Below are 19,534 nucleotides of genomic sequence, written 5' to 3'. Positions count from 1 at the left end.
AATAAAGTAAATTATGGCATAAGAAAGGCGTTTGTTTTCCTTTTTTACTGTCCGTATAATTGTATTGTATCCAATTCTAAACGGGTCTTAAGCCATAATTTTAATTGGCGCTCTTGTACCGTTTGATTTGGTATAGAGTCATACCATGTTACGTTAAAAACAGATATAGTGTCAACACGACTAAAATCGGTTGTAATAAAATTCGCGTAGCTCAATGTTTTAAGACCGCTGTAATTTATTTTTGCCTCCTCACTTAACTGCTTAAATGGCACTTTAGTGTGTTTGCGTAATTCTTGTTTTAGTTCAGAAATTTCGTCTTCACTTTCGGCTATTTTTTCATCTCTAGATGCAATAATTGACTGATTTCTTGAATATAAATCTGTTAATTCTTCAACTTTTTTTTCAAGATCAGTACTCACACTTTGTTCTATATTTAGTATAGTGCCAGTTAGTCTATAATCAGGTAACCTTTCTTTCCATTCTTTAATTTTACCCTCAGATAATAAGTTGCCATAAAGAATTAGCTTTACGGTTTTGGCGTCGTAATTAATATTCTCACTTTCTGTATCAAAAATATGAATGCCGGCAGTTTTCATATCCTCGATCAAATTTTCAACTTGATGTATATATCTATCCTTTTTGTAAAGCTGAACAAACTCATAAATACTAAAACTCATGATAAGCAATGCTACAAAACCAGCTATCTGTGCTACTCGTTTTCTTTTGGCAGAATTAATATATTTAACCATTGGAAAACGTAAGAATTTTACAATTAAAAAAGTAGCTAAAGCAATAAAGATTGTATTAATTGTAAACAAGAACATTGCACCAAAAAAGAACTGCATATCCCAAACAGCTAAACCGTATCCTGCTGTACATAAAGGTGGCATTAGGGCAGTAGCAATCGCAACTCCTGCAATGGTATTGGTTTGTTTGGAGCGTCTACTAATAGCCATTATAAGCGCCAACCCACCAGCTACTGCAACAAAAACATCCCGAACGTCTGGGGCTGTACGTGCTTTAATTTCTGGAGTTAACTCTTGGAATAATGGTATTTTAAAGAAAATGAATGAAGTAATTAAACTTAATCCAATCATTACCCCAAGATTTACAAAAGAACGCCTTAGAGTGTCAATATCATTAATTGCAATAGATAAGCCTACTCCTAATATTGGTCCCATTAATGGAGATATTAGCATGGCTCCAATTACAACTGCGGGTGAGCTAACGTTTAAACCAATTGATGCTATTAAAATTGAGAAAATCAATACCCAAGCTGTATGACCTTTCATAGAAATTCCATCTTTTATATCTTGAATAGTACCCTTTTTATCGGTATCGCTTTTAATTTCAAGTATACTGACTAAAATTACTTTGAAGTCATTCCAAATGGTAGAAAAATCATTTGATGTTTTTTCTTCTTGACCTTGCTTTTGTTCCTGATTATTAGACGTTGAGTTATCTTGCATAGACTAAACATATTCGTCGCCAAAGTCTTTTTTGGCTTGTGCGGTTATTTGCTTAATGTCTTGTTCATCGGCTTTTGGGCAAATGAGCAATACACCATCTTTTTCAACCACAATATAATCATTTAATCCTTGAATTATTACCTTTTTATGATTTTGGGTGCGCACCATATTATTTGATGCATCTCTGAATATGACTTTACCACCTACCGTAGAGTTTTTATCGTTGTCTTTGGGCAATTTATTATATAAAGACCCCCAAGTGCCTAAATCATTCCAACCAAAATTAACAGGAAGAACATATACGTTCTCTGCTTTCTCTAAAATACCATAATCAATAGAGATATTTTCAGCCCTTTCGTAATTGCTATTTATAAATCCAATTTCATTTGGAGTGTTATAGAATTCCTCTCCATTTTTGAAAAGTTGAAACATAGTAGGTAACGATTGCTTAAAAGCCTTTAAAATACTTTTTGCACTCCAAACAAAAATACCTGCATTCCAAAGATAATCTCCACTTTTTATAAAAGATTTCGCGGTTTCTAAATCAGGTTTTTCCGCAAACTGTCTTACTTCTTTTATTTTGTTTGCCCGATTTTTAAACCTAATATAACCGTATCCTGTATTAGGATTACTAGGTGTAATTCCCAGTGTCATTAAGACATCTTGTGTACCACAAAACTCAAAAGAAGATGCTATAGCCAAATTAAACGAATATTCATCTTCAATCCAATGATCACTGGGGGCAACAATCATAACAGCATTTGGGTTTTGTTGATAAATTTTTTGAGCAGCATATAAAATGCATGGTGCAGTATTACGCATGCAGGGTTCTAAAAGCAATTGATTTTCTTCTACACCTTTAAGTTGTGCTAAAATCAAATCCTTATATCTAGCATTTGATGATATTAATATGTTCTTAGATGGAATACTCTTTGAAAGTCTATCAAATGTTTTTTGAATTAATGAACTGCCAACACCTAACATGTCGTGAAATTGTTTTGGATAATTCTGAGTACTCATTGGCCAAAAGCGAGAGCCAACACCACCAGCCATTATTACTGCGTAGTAGTTTGAATTCATATGGTAAGTTTTTTTACTTCAGCATGTTGACTGAATAAATATGTTTTGTCATTTTTTAAATCAACGCAAGCAAATCGCGTTCGTCTTTTATCACCCATTTTAAAAGTTCTATTATTATATTCAAAAAGGGTCCCTTTTGGGATTTCAAAGATAAAATTCTTATCTGAGTTTTTTTCAAAAGATTTAAGGGCTAACGATAAATGTACATCACTATCTGTACTCGCCTTCGGGTTTTTTAAGTAATTGGCAAGATGGGGTAATATTTCAACAGGAAAAATAGTTGGGTCAATAAACGGCAGCATTAAATGTTGAAATGCAATTTTCCATTCTATACCATGTGGTTTCACCCTTCTGTATTTTAAATGGGTGACCAAATGAGCAATTTCATGAACATACGTCAATAAAAATTGATACTGATTTAAACTATTATTTAAAGAAATTTGAAATGTTTTCGAATCTAGAACTCTAAAATCGCCGTGTTTGGTATGTCTCTGATTTACAATTTTTAACCGATGTGGGTATTTCTCAATAAGTTCTTGAATTAAGGGTAAAGCATTAATTGGAATGTGCGATTGTACATCTTTGAGCATTTGGCAAATTTAGAATAATTAGTAAAACTTTAGTATACTTTAAACACTTGTTATTCTAACAACTGATATTTTTTATCAATTAGCATATATACTAAACAAACTTGCCTTTATTTATTGCTTTTTGTTGGGTATCTATAGGTTATGAATATAAGAGAATAGCCTCTAAAGTTTTCTAAAAAGTTGAGGTAGTTCATAAGAATACAACGTGAATTCCATTTAATTTAATAGGATATTCTTGGCCATTACAAGGATCTTTGTTTGGTAAAAATGGTAATTTTATTTTTGTAACTGTTGCTGAATATTTAAATCTCAATCAAGTTCATTTTAAAATCGATCTAAAGGGAGATTTAAAATAAGTTTCTGGAGTATAGCAAATGATAGCATATGGTCTAAAAATGTAAAAAATTTTCAATTAAAAGAAATTATTATAAATAAGATAAAGCTTGCTAATAGTATTCTTAAATATGAATTATAGTGTATAGCCTTTGTTTTATTTATAGATTTCGCATCTCAGAATAAAAAGGTTTAACAACTTTAAAAAAAAAATTATTTTCGTAATTATTAAAAAATTATAAACTATTAGACCTATGAAAAAAATTACTCTTTTTTTATTGTTAAACTCTCTCATTGGATACTCCCAATCCACAATTAATATTACCACATCAGGTGGATTATACGTAGGTGAGAAATGGGTAAATATCACCACAGAAGCAGATGGAGGTGGTACTCAGATTTGGGGGCAAGGTGATGAAACCCAGTGTAACGCTGGTGGATTAATTAATCAAGATATCTCAATAGCTCCAGGGACTTATTATGTTAATTGTTATGATCAATATGCTGATGGATGGGATGGTACACTCATTTCTGTAACCGCTTATGGTGTTGTTATAGGAGATAATGGTGGGGTTTCACCTGATGACGGACAAGATACTGATATAGATTCGAGTTGTGAGGGCACTGCCGATGAGCTAGAGGCATCATTTATGATTGTAGTTCCTAGCCCACCATCTTGTATGCCACCATCTAGTCTTACTGCAACGGTGAACTCAATATCAGAAGCTGAGATATCTTGGACAGCAGTAGGTACTGAAACAGAATGGACTTATGAATATGGTCCGGCTGGCTTTACTCAAGGAAATGGAACCATAGTGCAGGGGACAGACAATTCTGTAATTATAGAAGGTTTGACTTCTGAAGCAACCTATGATATTTATGTTCAATCAAATTGTGGTGGAACTGATGGTGATAGTATCTGGTTAACTATTTCTTGGACTATGCCAATGGCAGGAGACACTTTTGCAACAGCAACCACTCTTCCTTTTACAATTTCTCCAGAAGGAACTGGTTGTACAACACATAATTTTTCAGTTGATTTTACAGCATCAGGTCCTGGTTATACAATAAGTGGTCTTCCAGGTCAAGGAACTTCCATTCAAGGTTATGATGCCTTTTTTAACTGGACGGCTACAACCAGTGCATTACGTTACTGGGGTGATGGAGTTGGTAAACCATATATTGGTATTCATGATTCATCAGGTACTGAAATTGCTTATTCTACATTTAATCAGGCTGGTTTAACTTTGCAAGGTTGGGCTGTAGGAGATGAACTTGTTATAAGAATTTATGATTATGGTAATACTATGATTAATGTTGAATTTTGCTTGGAAGAATACACGCCTTCAGCACCAATTGTTCCAAATTATCAAGAATTTTTTGATGACTACATACCGATAGGCTGGAGCGAAGCAATAGGAGCCTATGGAACCCCCATTGGAACCAGTTCTACTTTTATCAATGATGATTTTGTGAACGATACAAGTAACCCAAACGGACAATCTGCTGGTGTTAATATTTGGGGGGCACTTACTGATGAGTATCTGATATCTCCAGAGTTTAACCTTTCAGGAGCTACTTATTACTTAAATTTTGATATTGGGTTAGTGGAATACAATAATACATCATCTGCAACTTTGGGATCTGATGATTATGTTGCATTACTGGTAACGCAAGATAACGGGGCTAACTGGATAGAACTTACCCGTTGGGATGCTACTACTCCAATAAGTAATACAGGGCAGTCTGTACAAGAAATAGAACTTTCAGGCTATGGTAGTACTGTTCAGTTTGCATACTATGCATCCTCTGGTTCTTTAGAGGATAATGAGGATAATGACTTCTTTATTGACAATTTCCAAATTACAACTACATCATTAAGTTCTGCTGATGAGGTAATAGAAGGATTTAAATTATATCCTACAATCGTAGAACAAAATTTGAATTTTAGCGCTTTTGAAAATGTTAAATACATTGCTATCTATAACCTTTTAGGACAAGAGGTGTTACAAACAGCTCCTAATATTTCTAACTCTTCTATAAATTTATCTGCGTTAAATGAAGGGGTTTATATGGTGAAGGTGCAAGTAGGAAATACTGAAGGAACATTTAAAATTATTAAAAAATAACAAATCATAATTCGAATTTTTGAAACGTCACGCTAAGCGTGACGTTTTTTTATTTAGCTGTTTTGTACGTTTGAAATCCATATGTAGGTATTGGTCAAATACTAGTAAACATCAGAGGAAAAATAAATGAGTAAATACCAAAAGATTCTTATAAATTTAAATAGTTGATATTATTACAGAGAGATTGATGAAGTACCATTTATATTTTATGAGAATCGAGTTTATTTTTTGATGAAATAATCGTAAAATTGTGCTGTTAAAAAATAGTTACAATGAAGTTGTTAGTATTCTTGTTCTTGTCAACAAGTGGTTTTGCGCATGATTACTATTTTGCTTTTGCCGAAATGGCATACAATTCGGAATCTCAGAAATTTGAAACTACTATTTCTATTTCGACGCATGATCTTGAGCACGCTTTAGAATACATTAAAAGTCCTGTAGGACATTTAGAGAAAGTAAAGAAGGGTTCGAAAGAATTCCAGATTTTACAAAATTACCTTAACCGACATTTTAAAGTAAAAGCTGCAAGCAATCATAGTTTTGAGCTTTTGGGCTTTGACACTAAGTTAGATGGTATTACTCATTTTTATTTGGAGTCATCTTCTATTATTGATCTTGCAGATTCGCTAGAAATTACTTTTGATGCCTTAATGGAAATGCATAAAGACCAACAAAATAAAATTACGTTTTATCACAATGATAACGCGTTTTCAAAACCCTTTTTATACACAAAAAGAACTCAAACAATAATCCTTAAATAATCAATCAATGCTAAAAAAAACACTATTCTTGGCATTACTTATGCCCGTATTAGCGATTGCGCAGAATAATAAATTTGCACAATTAGAACAGTTGTTACCTACTCCAAATGAGTATAGAAATGCTGCTGGAGCGCCTGGTCATAACTATTATCAGCAACAAGCAGATTACAAAATTGATGTAGAGCTTGTAGACGATGAACAAAAAATTATAGGTGATGAAACTATTACTTATACCAATAATTCTCCTGATGCTTTAGAGTATTTATGGATTCAGTTAGATCAAAACATGCGTGCGTCAGATTCTGATACTCACTTAATCAAAGTAGAGCGAATGGAGAACTTTAAATCAATCAAATCTGTTCAAAAGAAATTATTTGAATTTGATGGCGGTTTTAAAATTCAAGAGGTGAGTGCTACTTCAGGTAGAAAATTAAAATACTACATCAACAAAACAATGATGCGTATTGATTTAGATACGCCTTTAACTGAAGGTTCATCAATTTCATTTAAAATCAAGTGGTGGTATAACATCAACGACCGCATGAAAATTGGGGGTCGTAGTGGTTATGAGTATTTTCCAGAAGACGATAACTACTTGTATACGATAGCACAATGGTTCCCAAGAATGTGTGTGTATAATGATGTTGAAGGGTGGCAAAACAAACAATTCTTAGGAAGAGGTGAGTTTGCCTTACCATTTGGTGATTATGAGGTTGCTATAACAGTACCAAGCGATCACGTTGTTGCTGCAACTGGTGAATTAGCTAACGAGAGTAAGGTATTAACATCTGCTCAAAGAAATCGTCTAGCGCAAGCAAGAAAATCTGATACGCCTGTTATTATTGTAACACAAGATGAGGCAGAAGCTACAGAGAAAGAAAGAGCAAGCTCTAAAAAAACATGGGTATTTAAGGCTAAAAATGTACGTGACTTTGCATTTGCATCTTCTCGTAAATTTATTTGGGATGCCATGAATCAACCAGTAGGAGGTAAGAATGTATTATGTATGTCTTACTATCCTAAAGAGGGTAACCCATTATGGGAGCAATATTCTACTAAAGTAGTTGCACATACAGTTAAAACTTATTCTAAGTATACAATTGATTATCCTTACCCTGTTGCTATTTCAGTACATGCTGCTGATATTGGAATGGAATATCCAATGATTTGTTTCAATTTCGGTCGTCCAGAAAAAGATGGTACTTATACGGCTAGAACAAAGTACGGTATGATTGGTGTAATTATTCATGAGGTTGGTCATAACTTCTTTCCAATGATTATTAACTCTGATGAGCGCCAGTGGACTTGGATGGATGAAGGTTTAAATACTTTCGTACAATATCTAACAGAACAAGAGTTTGAAAGAGATTACCCTTCTCGCAGAGGACCTGCGCATTTAATTACAAACTATATGAGAGGTAACAAAGAGTACATCTCTCCAATTATGACAAACTCAGAGTCTATTTGGCAGTTTGGTAATAACGCCTACGGTAAACCAGCAACAGGTTTAAATATTTTAAGAGAAACAATTATGGGCCGTGAGTTGTTTGACTATGCGTTTAAAACATATGCTGAGCGTTGGAAATTCAAACACCCAACTCCAGCAGATTTCTTTAGAACAATGGAAGATGCATCTGCTGTTGATTTGGATTGGTTCTGGAGAGCTTGGTTCTTCACTACTGATCATGTTGATATTAGTATTGATGAGGTGAACTTGTACGAAATGAATACTGGAGATGCTACTAAAGATTTAGCACGTGCTAAAGAATTAGAAAGTAAAGAGGCGCAGCCTATTGGTGCAGTAAGAAATAAAAAACAAATTGCTACAACGTATAATGAGGCAGATCCTTCTTTGAATGATTTTTATACAACTTATGATGCTAACAATTCTGATGCTTTACATGTTCAAGAATATGAAATGTTCAAACAAAGAAGAACTGAAGAAGAATTAGCTTTGTTAAACTCTGGTAAGCAATTCTACGAATTAAAATTCTCTAATAAAGGTGGTATTCCAATGCCAATTATTTTAGAATTTACGTTTGAAGACAATTCATCAGAGACTATTAAGATTCCTGCAGAAATCTGGAGAATGGATCAAGAGCAAGTATCTAAAGTATTTATTTTCGATCAAAAAGTGGTATCTATTCAGTTAGATCCAAATGTTGAAACTGCTGATACAGATGTGAGCAATAACGCATGGCCTGCGCAACCTGTTCCTACGCAATTTGAATTATTCAAAAAGCGTAAATCAGGTGAGAATCCAATGCAAAGAAGTAGAAGAGCTGGTAAGGTTAATAATTCTACTCCAAATGTTTCTACTGACCAATAATATATAATGGTGTTCAAATAAAAAAGGCTTGGTAAAACCAAGCCTTTTTTTATGGAGTACTTAAAGATACTTGAAGTATCTTTCCGTTATAAACTTTATGGCCAGTTGAGGCAAAGTTGTATATGTATGCTGCCATTTCATCCGCGGTTACCGGAGCTTCATACCCTGGAAATGCTTCTTGCAACATCTCAGTTTGAACTGCCCCTAAAGCCAATGTATTAAAAGCGATACCAGAGTCTTTATACTCTTCAGCCAACAATTCCATCAAGGTAATTACAGCCCCTTTGGCCGAACTGTAGGCTGCTAAACCAGGAAACTTTAAACTCCCTTGTATACCTCCCATACTGGATATAGTTACAACATGCGATTTTTCTTTTAAATAGGGTAGTGAAAGTCTTGTTAATTCGGCAACTGCAAATACGTTTACCTGGTACACCTTTAAAAAATCGTCAGTTGTTAATTCAGAAAAAGGTTTATTGATTAATGAACCTGCGTTGTGAATTAAGATGTCTATAGATTGCCATTTTGAACCAATAAGATTTGAAATAAGTTCTAAGTCTTTAGCCTCAGATAAATCTGCACTTATGGCATGAATATTTGAATTTTTAAGTTTTTCTATAGGTGCAGTATTGCGAGAGATAGCTACTACTTGATGATTTTGATTGGCAAATAGTTGAATTAATTCAAACCCAATTCCTCTACTAGCACCAGTAATAAGTACATTCATCTGATAGATATATTAGTTATATTTGGTAAAAATAATTTAAAATCTTTGCACGACTTATGAAAAAATCAATCATTTTTAGTTTTCTGTTGTTTTTCGTTTTTCAACTATTTGCACAAAAAACCTTTCTACATTGTGGTGAATTAATTGATGTAGAAAATGGAAAAGTACTTAAAGCATATACTGTAGTTATTGAGGGTTCTAAAATTATTTCAGTTAAAAAAGGATATCAATCTCCAGAGGCTAATACCACTGCAATTGATTTAAAATCAAAAACTGTAATGCCAGGTTTAATTGATATGCATGTGCACTTAGAGGGAGAAACCAACCCAAAAGAATATTTGCAAGAGTTCACGCATAACCCTGCAGATAAAGCATTTAATTCAGTAAAGTTTGCCGAACGCACTTTACTGGCAGGATTTACAACTGTAAGAGATTTGGGAGGTAGTGGTGTTAATGTATCTTTAAGAGATGCAATTGAAGCAGGTAAAATAGTTGGTCCTCGTGTTTTTACTGCTGAAAAATCGTTGGCAACAACGGGTGGTCATGCAGACCCAACCAATGGATATAGAGATGATTTAGTAGGGAACCCTGGTCCAAAGGAAGGGGTAGTTAATAGTGTAGAAGATGCAAAAAAAGCAGTGCGCCAACGTTACAAAAATGGTGCAGATTTAATTAAGATTACAGCAACAGGAGGGGTTTTAAGTGTTGCCAAAAATGGACAAAACCCACAATTTACAGTAGAAGAAATTAAAGCAATCACTACAGCCGCTGCAGACTATGGATTTCATGTAGCCGCACATGCGCATGGTGATGAGGGAATGCAACGGGCCATTTTAGGTGGTGTAAAGACTATTGAGCATGGTACCTACATGAGCGAAGAGACTATGGAGTTGATGAAAGAACACAATGTATTTTTGGTTCCAACCATTACAGCAGGCAAAGAGGTAGAGGCTAAGGCTAAAGTTCCGAATTACTATCCAGATATTGTAGTGCCTAAAGCGTTGGCAATTGGGCCAAAAATTCAAGGTACTTTTGGATTGGCCTATAAAAAAGGCGTAGGCATTGCTTTTGGTACAGATGCTGGTGTATTTGAACATGGATTGAATGGCAAAGAATTTGGTTATATGGTGGAGGCAGGAATGCCTGCTATGGAAGCGATTCAATCGGCAACAATTACTAATGCGAAGATTTTAAAATCTTGGGAAGATTTTGGTAGCATTAGTGTTGGTAAAAAAGCTGATATTATAGCTGTAGAAGAAAATCCAATAGACAATATAGCAACCATGGAACAAATTAGTTTTGTAATGAAAGAGGGGTTTGTTTATAAAAATAACAGCCATAATAAATAGCATATAAAATACGCTTATTTATTTAGTCCGTTTCAAAAATAATATGCTGATAAGCTCCAATATCTGGTGCAAGAGTTCTGTCGACACCTAAAATATCGAATGGCACAAGTAATGCGTCTTCAAGTGAAGCAGTATTAACTCCAGCTGATTCTTCACCAATGATAAGTTGATTGGTATATGGGTCTTTAAAATCAGGATTCTCATTGATAATTGTATTTTGATAATGCATGGTATTATCAAAGTCGTATTCTGGTATACCATCAAAATTACCACTAAAGTCATCAAACTTTATTAAGCTGTTTTTAAAGTTATAATTAAAAGAGCTCCCCTCTACATTGTCTAATATCAATTCTATATTGCTATTTCCATAAATAATACAGCTGTTGAAATTTGCCGCATGTAGTGGTCTAGTTTCGATTACTTGATTTTCACCATCAATATAAGTGAAGAAATTGTTTACCAAAACTGCAGGAAATTGCCTGACACCATTTCTCCAATAATTGGCAAATGTAGAATGCGTGAAATTATAGGTGCCCCCAATTGTACAAGCCAAAGAAGAAAGTCCAGCATTGTTGATGACTAAATTCTCTCCTTCAATGTTTGTCTCTCTTGCCAAAATACCATAGTTGGCATGATTGTACAATTGCGAATTTTTGATAGTTAATGTCGGTTCAGTATCATTGCCAATTGAGTCAAGTATAATTCCAACACTTGCATTTTTTATAGTTGCAAAGTCAATGTTATGGTCTTTGCTTCCTGCACGTAGCCAAATTGCCCCCCATTGTCCAGGTGTTTCAGCAAACTGGGGTTCTAATCGATCTCCTTCTATTATAACTTCGTTATCTATAGTTCCATTAATTTCTAGTGTAGCATCTTTATCCACTATCAATCCAGAATTGGCATGAAAATGCACACGAGCACCAGCTTCTATTGTAAGTTTTTTATCAGCGGGTACTGCACAATAACCATAGATTACATAAGGTTTTTCGTTGGTAAAAGTAGTATCGTCATCTAAATAGAAACCTTGCACTTCTAGTGTTTCACCATTTGCAGTAGTTCCTATTGGTATGGTAGCAATCACTCCTTCAGAATCTCTACTTGGAAACAAAAAATGAGCGTCTTGAACCAACGTTACCAAATCAACATCTTGCGTTCGACTATCTGTGTCAAAAAGAATGCGATCTGTATATAAAGGATCTGAAAGACTATTAATGTCTACTGTAGTTTCAATAAAAATAAAAATTGAGTCTTTAGCCAAAACCTCAATATTGTTGAAAGATTTACCAGGAATACCATCTACATTTAATCTGTAGTTAGAAGACTCACCGCGTTCAAGAGTAATGCTTGGTATATGGATATCATCATTTGATGGATTGTATACTTTTAAATTGTAGGTACTTGATCCAATGTTTGTAAAAACGGTGTCTAAGAACACTGTGTCTTTAGAAAATCTAAGATTACCACTGCTCGGTATGGTTTCAAAATCTTCTCTACATGAAGCTAAGAGAATGATACATAAAACAATGAATGCAGTGTAAAAATGTTTCATAAAGCGGATTGAATTTAAAAATATAACACTAAAAATAAGTGATTATTGCTTATTGTCTTTTGATTAATTTGATTTCGAATACATTGCCCCAATTTTTGCCTGTAACAAATAATCGGTCGTTTTCAGCATCGTACGCAATACCATTTAAAACTTCGTCTTGCGGTACTAACTTCTGAGTTTTTGCCATTTCGGCTTTTAATTTATTTAAATCTGCAACCCCAACTACTTTACCATTAGAAGAATCGACCATTAAAATAGAGTTTTGCTGATATATATTGGCATAAATAATTCCATCTATATACTCTAATTCATTTAATTGCTCAACCTTTCTAGTATTGGTATATGCTTCAATAAAAGAGAGCTCTTTTTGGGTTTTAGGATCTAAGAACCAAATGCGCTCTGTTCCATCAGTTTTAATTAATTGTTCACCATTATTAGTCAACCCCCAACCTTGTAGACTATTTTTATATTTAAAGGTGCCTAGCTCTTCAAAAGTATTTTTATCGAAAATAAATCCAACACCTTTTCGCCATGTCAGCATAAAAATACTGTCTCCCATCATGGTAATACCTTCACCAAAATATTGTTCATCCAAATCAAACTTTTGTAAAACTTTACCTGTTGTCAACTCTACTTTTCTTATAGATGATTGACCATTTCTTCCGGTACTTTCGTATAAAAACCCATCATGGTATTCTAAACCTTGTGTATACGCTTTGGTGTCGTGTGGATATCTGTTGATTATTTCAAAATCATAAACAGATGGTTGGCTATCTGCTAAAAAGAAAACAGTTTTATTGATTTTTTTTGTTTCTCCATTAAAATAGGAAGTTGTCTCAATAGACTGCCTACCCAATTTAAAACTACTAATGTCTACAGAAGCTTCAAAGTTTTCGTTTAAAACAACAGGCTTATTATTTATAGTTACTACAACAGAATCTAACGGATTATTGTTTTTATCTTGTACAGCAAAAGTTAGTGGTTTAGATACCTGAATCGATTTTGGAGTAGTTACTTGAATTTTGTAAGCATCTTTACAAGATATAAGTATAATAGGGGCAATTAATAAGAGCCTTTTTAGTGTTTGAAACATTGGTATATTTTCTAATAATTTTTCAGACCAAATGTAATAATTTTAAGCTACTCAGCTGTTAAAATTGACAATCAAAAAAATAGCTGATTTTAAGTTTTCTAATTGAAATATTGTACCTATATTTGCAAACTCAAATTAGCAACGTCAAAAAGCGTTGTGAAAAATATAAAAAGATGAAAAAAGGTATACACCCAGAAAATTATAGAATGATTGCATTCAAGGATATGTCTAATAACGATGTATTCTTAACGCGCTCAACTGCTGATTCAAAAGAGACTATTGAAGTAGACGGTGTTGAGTATCCATTAGTAAAATTAGAAATTTCTAGAACTTCTCACCCGTTCTATACTGGTAAGAAGAAATTAATTGATACGGCTGGTCGTATTGATAAATTCAAGAATAAATACGCTAAATACAAGAAATAATATTGTTGTATTAATTAGTGTTCAAGATATAGAATCCTCAGTGAAAGCTGAGGATTTTTTTATGGCTTTTCTTTTCTTCTCAATTGGGAAGTTGATCCGAAAAAAAAGCCCGCTTAAAAAGCGGGCTTTTTTATATCTTAAATATAGATTTTAACCAACTAACATGGTAATTGGATTTTCTATATATCCTTTTAATGTTTGTAAGAACATAGCACCTGTAGCACCATCTACTGTTCTATGGTCACAAGCAAGAGTCATTTTCATCATATTTCCAACAACAATTTGACCTTCTTTTACAACTGGTTTTTGAACAATTGCACCAACAGAAAGAATTGCTGAATTAGGTTGATTGATAATTGATGTAAAGTAGTCAATTCCAAACATACCTAAGTTAGAAATAGTAAAGGTACTACCTTGCATTTCTTCTAAAGCTAATTTCTTATTTCTTGCGCGTCCTGCGTAATCCTTAACGGCAGCACCAATTTGTGGTAAGCTCTGTTCATCTGCATACTTAACAACTGGCACAACCAATCCATCTTCTACAGCAACAGCTACACCTATATGAACATGGTGATTTAATACCATTTTATCGTCAAACCATTGCGAGTTAACTTGTGGATGTTGTTTTAATGCTTTGGCAGTTGCCTTAACTACCATATCATTAAATGAAATCTTAGTATCTGGAATAGAGTTGAATTGTTTACGGAATGCAATAGCATTATCCATATCAAATTCAACAGCTAAATAATAATGGGGAGCAGAAAACTTAGATGCTGTTAAAGAACGAGCAATAGCTTTACGCATTTGTGAGTTAGGAATTTCTTCGAAGCTCTCAACACCACTTGGTGCAAATTGAACTACGCCACCACCTGAAGCAGCAGGAACAAAATTCTCAACATCTCTTTTTATAATTCTACCATGATCTCCAGAACCAGGAATCATCGCTAGGTTAAATCCTTTTTCTTCTGCCATTTTCTTTGCTAACGGCGACGCTATTACACGCTCATTAGAAGTTGTTGGAGCAGGAGCTGCAGTCTTAGGGGCTGCGGTCGCTGGTTTGGCAGCAGGAGCAGGTTTAGACGCAGGCACTGCTTTTGGAGTTTCAGCTTTAGGAGCAGGAGTTTCTTCTTTAACAGCAGCAGGTGCAGCTACTTTAAAGTTTTTAACAACATCATCTACATTTGTTCCAGCTTCACCAATTACAGCTAGTAAAGAATCTACAGCAGCAGTTTCACCTTCATTTAAGCCGACGTACAGTAAGGTTCCTTCATTGAAGGATTCAAACTCCATCGTGGCTTTATCTGTTTCGATCTCAGCTAAAATATCCCCTTCTTCAACGTTATCGCCAACTTTTTTTAACCAGCTAGCAACCGTACCTTCTGTCATTGTATCACTTAAACGAGGCATTGTTACCACAGTTACACCGTCAGGCACAACATAAGCTTCTTCTGCAGGAGCCACTTCTTCTGTTTTAGTTTCAGCAGGAACCTCTGCACTATTTTCCGCTTTTGGAGCTTCTTCAGAAGCAGGGGCAGGTGCACCACCTCCAGCTAAAATTTCTGAAATATCTTCACCTTCTTCACCAATAACTGCTAATAGTGAATCTACAGGAGCGGTTTTTCCTTCTTCTAAACCAATATGTAATAAAGTTCCTTCATAAAAAGATTCAAACTCCATTGTAGCTTTATCAGTTTCGATTTCTGCTAAAATATCGCCTTCTTCAACTTTATCACCAACGTTTTTTAACCAAGTAGCTACTACACCTTCTGTCATAGTATCACTTAATCTCGGCATTGTTATAATTTGAGCCATATTGCTTTTGTATTAGGTAATTATTGGTTTATCTATGTTTTATGAATGGGTAATCTTCTTGTTCGTATACCACATCGTATAATTGTTGTTTGTCCGGATATGCAGACTCTTCAGCAAATTTAACACAAGCCGCAACTTCATCTTTCACCCATTTATCAATAGCTTTGATTTCGTCTTCTGTTGCGTAGTTGTTTTCTTTAATAACATCTAACACTTGGGTAATAGGGTCAATTTTCTTGTACTCATTCACCTCGTCTTTTGTACGATAGTGTTGTGCATCTGACATTGAATGACCTCTATATCTATACGTTTTCATTTCTAAGAAAGTTGGTCCTCCACCAGAACGAGCTCTTTCGATAGCTTCGTGCATCGCTTCAGCAACTTTTACTGGATTCATGCCATCTACCGGTCCGCAAGGCATTTCATAACCTAAACCAAGTTTCCAGATATCTTCATGGTTTGCAGTTCTTGCAACAGAAGTACCCATAGCATATCCGTTATTTTCAACAATAAATACTACTGGTAAATTCCAAAGCATTGCCATGTTAAACGTTTCGTGTAAAGAACCTTGACGTGCAGCACCATCACCAAAATATGTTAATGTAACACCTCCTGTTTCAAAATACTTGTCTCCAAATGCGATACCAGCACCTAAAGGAATTTGACCACCAACAATACCGTGACCACCGTAAAATCCTTTTTCTTTTGAAAAGATATGCATTGAACCTCCCATACCATGAGAAGTACCTGTTACTTTACCGTATAATTCTGCAAATACTCTTTTAGGATCTACGCCCATTCCAATTGGCTGTACGTGATTGCGATAAGCAGTAATCATCTTGTCTTTTGATAAATCCATGGCGTGCAAGGCTCCTGCTAAAACAGCCTCTTGCCCATTGTATAAGTGTAAAAAACCTCTAACTTTTTGTTGGATGTATACAGCAGCTAATTTATCTTCAAACTTTCTCCAAAATAGCATGTTTTTATACCAATCTACATAGGTTTCTTTAGTGATAGGCTTCATAAAATGTCAAAATTATAAATGAGTATGCAAAAATACTATTTTATACCGAAAGTTAAAGAACGAATTTTAGTAAAATTTTTATCGAAATCGATTTTGTTAAAAGTTGATTTCTGGTTGATATTTCTTGATTGAAATGTTTTATTAAAATCTCCTTAATTTGAAATCATATACCCTTCAAAAGTTATTGTTTAATGAATAGGTTTTTAGAGAGACTAGAGATGTAGTATCTTAATAATTAAACCATTTGACTTTTAGATAGTCTTACAATTGATGAAAACTAACGAATTACACCACCTATTTTGGCGTGCAGGATTTGGAATAAGTCCTGAAATAGCCAATAAACTCGAAAGGAAAACGAGAAAGAACGTTGTAGATTGGCTTTTTCAAAAATCTGCTACAAACACTCCAATTACTGTTGACACTTCAGAATTGCAAAAATTCTATGCAGATAATCGTCAAAACTTTAAAAATATTCGTCAAGAATTTCAAAGAATGAATCGCGAAAAAGTGAATGAGTTTAGTGAAGTTTGGGTTGATAGAATGATTAGCTCTGAGGAGTTACTAAGAGAGCGAATGCATTTATTCTGGAGTAACCATTTTGTATGCAGAGATAGGAGTATCAATCATTTTCAACAGTATCAAAATACCATGCGGAAACATGCATTAGGTAATTTTGGTGATTATGTATTGGCAATCTCTAAAGAGGCCTCGATGCTAAAATATTTGAATAATAAGCAAAATGTTAAAGGGAAACCCAATGAAAACTTTGGTAGAGAATTATTAGAACTATTTACGCTGGGAATTGGTAATTATTCTGAACAAGATATAAAAGCTGCCGCCAAAGCATTTACAGGTTGGAGTCATAATCCAAGAGGAGAATTTATTTTTAGAGAAGGTAAGCATGATAATTCACAAAAGTCTTTTTTAGGAGAAAAAGGAAATTTTAATGGTGATGAAATTATTGATATAATTTTAACCAAAAAGGAATGTGCTCGTTTTGTTTGTTCAAAGGTATATAAATACTTTGTAAATGAAAATATCAACGCTACTCATGTCGAAGAATTAGCAGATGTATTTTATAAAGATTATGAAATAGAACCAATGATGCGTCATTTATTAATGGCTGATTGGTTTTATGATCAAAAAAATATAGGGAGTAAGATTAAATCTCCAATGGATTTGTATGTTGGAATTCAAAAGACAGTGCCTTTTAAGTTTAATAAAGGTCGCTCTTTAATGTATTTTCAACGAGAATTGGGGCAGGTATTAATTGACCCTCCAAATGTTGCTGGCTGGAAAGGTGGTCGCACTTGGATTGACAGTAATACAATGCTAGTTCGCTTAAAATTGGCCTCTATGGCCTTAAATCAAGCAGTTATTGCCTTAGATGAAAAGGGTGAATTTGAAGATTCGTATGAGATGTATTATGAACGAATGAAGAATCGTAAGCGCCAGTTAAAAGTAACTCCACAATGGAGTAGTTTTGATGAGGCTTATAAAAATGTTGCTGCTAAAGATTTAGAGCCATTTATACTTCAAGGTACTTTAAGTGAAGGAGCTAAAGAACTAATTGCTAACTTAGTAATTGACAATAAACACGACTACTGTGTGCAATTAATGTCATTACCAGAATATCAAATGTGCTAGTTATGAAACGTAGAGAATTTATAAGAAATAGTTCGCTTGCAACCAGCTTATTTATGGTGCCATCTTTTATGAAGGCTTTTGAAAATTTTGCGGCTAATACATTTGGTCATAAGCGATTGGTTGTAATACAGCTATCTGGTGGTAATGATGGTTTAAACACCATTGTACCATATAGAAATGACATATACTTTAAAAAGAGACCGAAACTAGCTGTTACTAAAAATGAAGTACTAAACGTAGATGGTGATTTAGGTTTTCACCCAAGTATGAAAGCATTTAAAGAGTTATACGATCAAGGTTATGTATCGATAATCAATAATGTTGGTTATCCAAACCCCAATCGTTCACACTTTAGATCTACAGATATTTGGCATACTGCAAGTAATTCTAACGAGAATTGGCAGTCCGGTTGGATAGGAAGGTATTTAGATCATTATGGGAGCAATCCGTATGATGCTATTGAAGTGGACAGTCACTTATCTTTAGCGTTGAAAGGAGAAAAAGCTTTTGGTATCGCAAATGACAATCCTTATTTAATGTATAGCTCATCTCGTGATCCATTTTTTAATAAACTAGAAAAATACAATGCAGATGAGCATTTAAGCGAGCACAATTTAGGGTATTTGTATAAAACCATGATTGAAGCTAAATCTTCTGCAAAATACATATTCGAAACAAGTAAAACGCATGCATCTAAGTATGAATATCCAAATAATCCGTTTGCGCAACAACTAAAAACAACAGCTCAGTTTATCAATTCAGGTTTATCTACACAGGTGTATTACGCCTCTTTAGGTGGATTCGATACGCATGCCAATCAGAAAGGACAGCAGGAAAGATTGCTAAAAGTATATGCCAACAGTGTTGCTGCATTTGTAAATGATTTAAAGAAGAATGATACCTTTAAAGATACGCTTATCTTAACTTTTTCTGAATTTGGTAGAAGAGTTAAACAAAATGCTAGTGGAGGTACGGACCATGGTACGGCCAGTAATGTTTATTTGATTGGAGAACATTTAAAGAAACCAGGATTTTATAACAATGCTCCTAATCTTTCAAATCTTGATAATAATGGTGATTTGAAATTTGAAATTGATTTTAGACGCGTTTATGCAACTGTATTAAAAGATTGGTTAAAAGTGGATGATGGCAAAATTTTAAACAAGCAATTTGCAACGTTAAACATAGTTTAGACCGATACGAATAAAAGCCTCAAT

General features: G+C 34.1%; 15 protein-coding genes. 7 read left to right on the top strand and 8 right to left on the bottom strand.

Translation table 11 applies throughout. From position 1 onward, the window contains the following. Positions 1-44: 44 nt before the first annotated feature. Genes ACYQ5R_RS01215 through ACYQ5R_RS01205 form a run of 3 tightly spaced genes read right to left on the bottom strand, consistent with a single transcriptional unit; the run spans position 45 to position 3,139 of the window. Positions 45-1,469 (bottom strand): DUF389 domain-containing protein, encoded by a 1,425-nt coding sequence (locus tag ACYQ5R_RS01215; RefSeq protein WP_460189081.1) that lies wholly within the window; start codon positions 1,467-1,469, stop codon positions 45-47. 3 nt (positions 1,470-1,472) lie between these two features. Continuing rightward, positions 1,473-2,549 carry a mannose-1-phosphate guanylyltransferase gene (locus ACYQ5R_RS01210; protein ID WP_460189080.1) on the bottom strand — a complete coding sequence of 359 codons (1,077 nt, stop codon included), beginning with the start codon at positions 2,547-2,549 and terminating at the stop codon, positions 1,473-1,475. Beyond that, entirely contained in the window at positions 2,546-3,139 is a 594-nt protein-coding gene (locus ACYQ5R_RS01205) for a SprT-like domain-containing protein (RefSeq protein WP_460189079.1), read from the bottom strand. Before ACYQ5R_RS01205 ends, ACYQ5R_RS01210 begins: the two co-directional genes overlap by 4 nt. Before the next feature lie 587 nt (positions 3,140-3,726). On the opposite strand from ACYQ5R_RS01205, the gene ACYQ5R_RS01200 reads away from it, so the two are divergent. From ACYQ5R_RS01200 to ACYQ5R_RS01190, 3 genes are all read left to right on the top strand, one after another. Then, the gene (locus ACYQ5R_RS01200; protein WP_460189078.1) at positions 3,727-5,601 is read left to right on the top strand and encodes a T9SS type A sorting domain-containing protein; all 1,875 of its coding nucleotides are present in this window, start codon (positions 3,727-3,729) and stop codon (positions 5,599-5,601) included. 272 nt (positions 5,602-5,873) lie between these two features. Beyond that, complete coding sequence (locus ACYQ5R_RS01195) at positions 5,874-6,362, top strand: DUF6702 family protein (protein ID WP_460189077.1); 489 nt, start codon at positions 5,874-5,876, stop codon at positions 6,360-6,362. A 7-nt stretch (positions 6,363-6,369) separates the two neighbouring features. After that, positions 6,370-8,691, top strand: a complete 2,322-nt coding sequence (locus ACYQ5R_RS01190) for a M1 family metallopeptidase (RefSeq protein ID WP_460189076.1) — start codon at positions 6,370-6,372, stop codon at positions 8,689-8,691. 49 nt (positions 8,692-8,740) lie between these two features. Here the strand turns inward: ACYQ5R_RS01190 and ACYQ5R_RS01185 are convergent, their stop codons facing one another. Then, positions 8,741-9,418, bottom strand: a complete 678-nt coding sequence (locus ACYQ5R_RS01185; protein WP_460189075.1) for an SDR family NAD(P)-dependent oxidoreductase — start codon at positions 9,416-9,418, stop codon at positions 8,741-8,743. Positions 9,419-9,474: 56 nt separating this feature from the next. On the opposite strand from ACYQ5R_RS01185, the gene ACYQ5R_RS01180 reads away from it, so the two are divergent. Next, the gene (locus tag ACYQ5R_RS01180; protein ID WP_460189074.1) at positions 9,475-10,767 is read left to right on the top strand and encodes a metal-dependent hydrolase family protein; all 1,293 of its coding nucleotides are present in this window, start codon (positions 9,475-9,477) and stop codon (positions 10,765-10,767) included. A gap of 22 nt (positions 10,768-10,789) precedes the next feature. Here ACYQ5R_RS01180 and ACYQ5R_RS01175 read toward each other — a convergent pair whose 3' ends face one another. Next, positions 10,790-12,316 (bottom strand): hypothetical protein, encoded by a 1,527-nt coding sequence (locus ACYQ5R_RS01175; RefSeq protein WP_460189073.1) that lies wholly within the window; start codon positions 12,314-12,316, stop codon positions 10,790-10,792. Positions 12,317-12,365: 49 nt separating this feature from the next. Further along, the gene (locus ACYQ5R_RS01170) at positions 12,366-13,409 is read right to left on the bottom strand and encodes a glutaminyl-peptide cyclotransferase (RefSeq protein WP_460189072.1); all 1,044 of its coding nucleotides are present in this window, start codon (positions 13,407-13,409) and stop codon (positions 12,366-12,368) included. A gap of 173 nt (positions 13,410-13,582) precedes the next feature. On the opposite strand from ACYQ5R_RS01170, the gene ACYQ5R_RS01165 reads away from it, so the two are divergent. Further along, positions 13,583-13,834, top strand: a complete 252-nt coding sequence (locus ACYQ5R_RS01165; RefSeq protein WP_460189071.1) for a type B 50S ribosomal protein L31 — start codon at positions 13,583-13,585, stop codon at positions 13,832-13,834. A gap of 150 nt (positions 13,835-13,984) precedes the next feature. Here the strand turns inward: ACYQ5R_RS01165 and ACYQ5R_RS01160 are convergent, their stop codons facing one another. Together ACYQ5R_RS01160 and pdhA are read right to left on the bottom strand one after the other, a co-directional pair. Beyond that, entirely contained in the window at positions 13,985-15,646 is a 1,662-nt protein-coding gene (locus ACYQ5R_RS01160; protein ID WP_460189070.1) for a pyruvate dehydrogenase complex dihydrolipoamide acetyltransferase, read from the bottom strand. Positions 15,647-15,674: 28 nt separating this feature from the next. Continuing rightward, positions 15,675-16,670: a pyruvate dehydrogenase (acetyl-transferring) E1 component subunit alpha gene (gene pdhA, locus ACYQ5R_RS01155; RefSeq protein ID WP_460189069.1), complete on the bottom strand. Its 996-nt coding sequence runs from the start codon at positions 16,668-16,670 to the stop codon at positions 15,675-15,677. 270 nt (positions 16,671-16,940) lie between these two features. Between pdhA and ACYQ5R_RS01150 the strand changes: the two genes are divergently transcribed. Continuing rightward, positions 16,941-18,317: a DUF1800 domain-containing protein gene (locus ACYQ5R_RS01150; protein ID WP_460189068.1), complete on the top strand. Its 1,377-nt coding sequence runs from the start codon at positions 16,941-16,943 to the stop codon at positions 18,315-18,317. A 2-nt stretch (positions 18,318-18,319) separates the two neighbouring features. Next, positions 18,320-19,510, top strand: a complete 1,191-nt coding sequence (locus ACYQ5R_RS01145; RefSeq protein WP_460189067.1) for a DUF1501 domain-containing protein — start codon at positions 18,320-18,322, stop codon at positions 19,508-19,510. Positions 19,511-19,534: the final 24 nt, after the last annotated feature.

The sequence above is a fragment of the Urechidicola sp. KH5 genome, assembly GCF_054661455.1.
The sequence above is the reverse complement of the archived record's forward strand: the minus strand, read 5'-3'. Positions and strand labels throughout refer to the sequence as shown.

Bases quoted from the DNA above. Each gene is read 5' to 3' on its own strand.
- ACYQ5R_RS01170 (WP_460189072.1), bottom strand. From the start codon at position 13,409: ATGTTTCAAACACTAAAAAGGCTCTTATTAATTGCCCCTATTATACTT.
- ACYQ5R_RS01215 (WP_460189081.1), bottom strand. From the start codon at position 1,469: ATGCAAGATAACTCAACGTCTAATAATCAGGAACAAAAGCAAGGTCAA.
- ACYQ5R_RS01200 (WP_460189078.1), top strand. From the start codon at position 3,727: ATGAAAAAAATTACTCTTTTTTTATTGTTAAACTCTCTCATTGGATAC.
- ACYQ5R_RS01205 (WP_460189079.1), bottom strand. From the start codon at position 3,139: ATGCTCAAAGATGTACAATCGCACATTCCAATTAATGCTTTACCCTTA.
- ACYQ5R_RS01180 (WP_460189074.1), top strand. From the start codon at position 9,475: ATGAAAAAATCAATCATTTTTAGTTTTCTGTTGTTTTTCGTTTTTCAA.
- ACYQ5R_RS01190 (WP_460189076.1), top strand. From the start codon at position 6,370: ATGCTAAAAAAAACACTATTCTTGGCATTACTTATGCCCGTATTAGCG.
- ACYQ5R_RS01195 (WP_460189077.1), top strand. From the start codon at position 5,874: ATGAAGTTGTTAGTATTCTTGTTCTTGTCAACAAGTGGTTTTGCGCAT.
- pdhA (WP_460189069.1), bottom strand. From the start codon at position 16,670: ATGAAGCCTATCACTAAAGAAACCTATGTAGATTGGTATAAAAACATG.
- ACYQ5R_RS01145 (WP_460189067.1), top strand. From the start codon at position 18,320: ATGAAACGTAGAGAATTTATAAGAAATAGTTCGCTTGCAACCAGCTTA.
- ACYQ5R_RS01150 (WP_460189068.1), top strand. From the start codon at position 16,941: ATGAAAACTAACGAATTACACCACCTATTTTGGCGTGCAGGATTTGGA.
- ACYQ5R_RS01175 (WP_460189073.1), bottom strand. From the start codon at position 12,316: ATGAAACATTTTTACACTGCATTCATTGTTTTATGTATCATTCTCTTA.
- ACYQ5R_RS01185 (WP_460189075.1), bottom strand. From the start codon at position 9,418: ATGAATGTACTTATTACTGGTGCTAGTAGAGGAATTGGGTTTGAATTA.
- ACYQ5R_RS01210 (WP_460189080.1), bottom strand. From the start codon at position 2,549: ATGAATTCAAACTACTACGCAGTAATAATGGCTGGTGGTGTTGGCTCT.
- ACYQ5R_RS01165 (WP_460189071.1), top strand. From the start codon at position 13,583: ATGAAAAAAGGTATACACCCAGAAAATTATAGAATGATTGCATTCAAG.
- ACYQ5R_RS01160 (WP_460189070.1), bottom strand. From the start codon at position 15,646: ATGGCTCAAATTATAACAATGCCGAGATTAAGTGATACTATGACAGAA.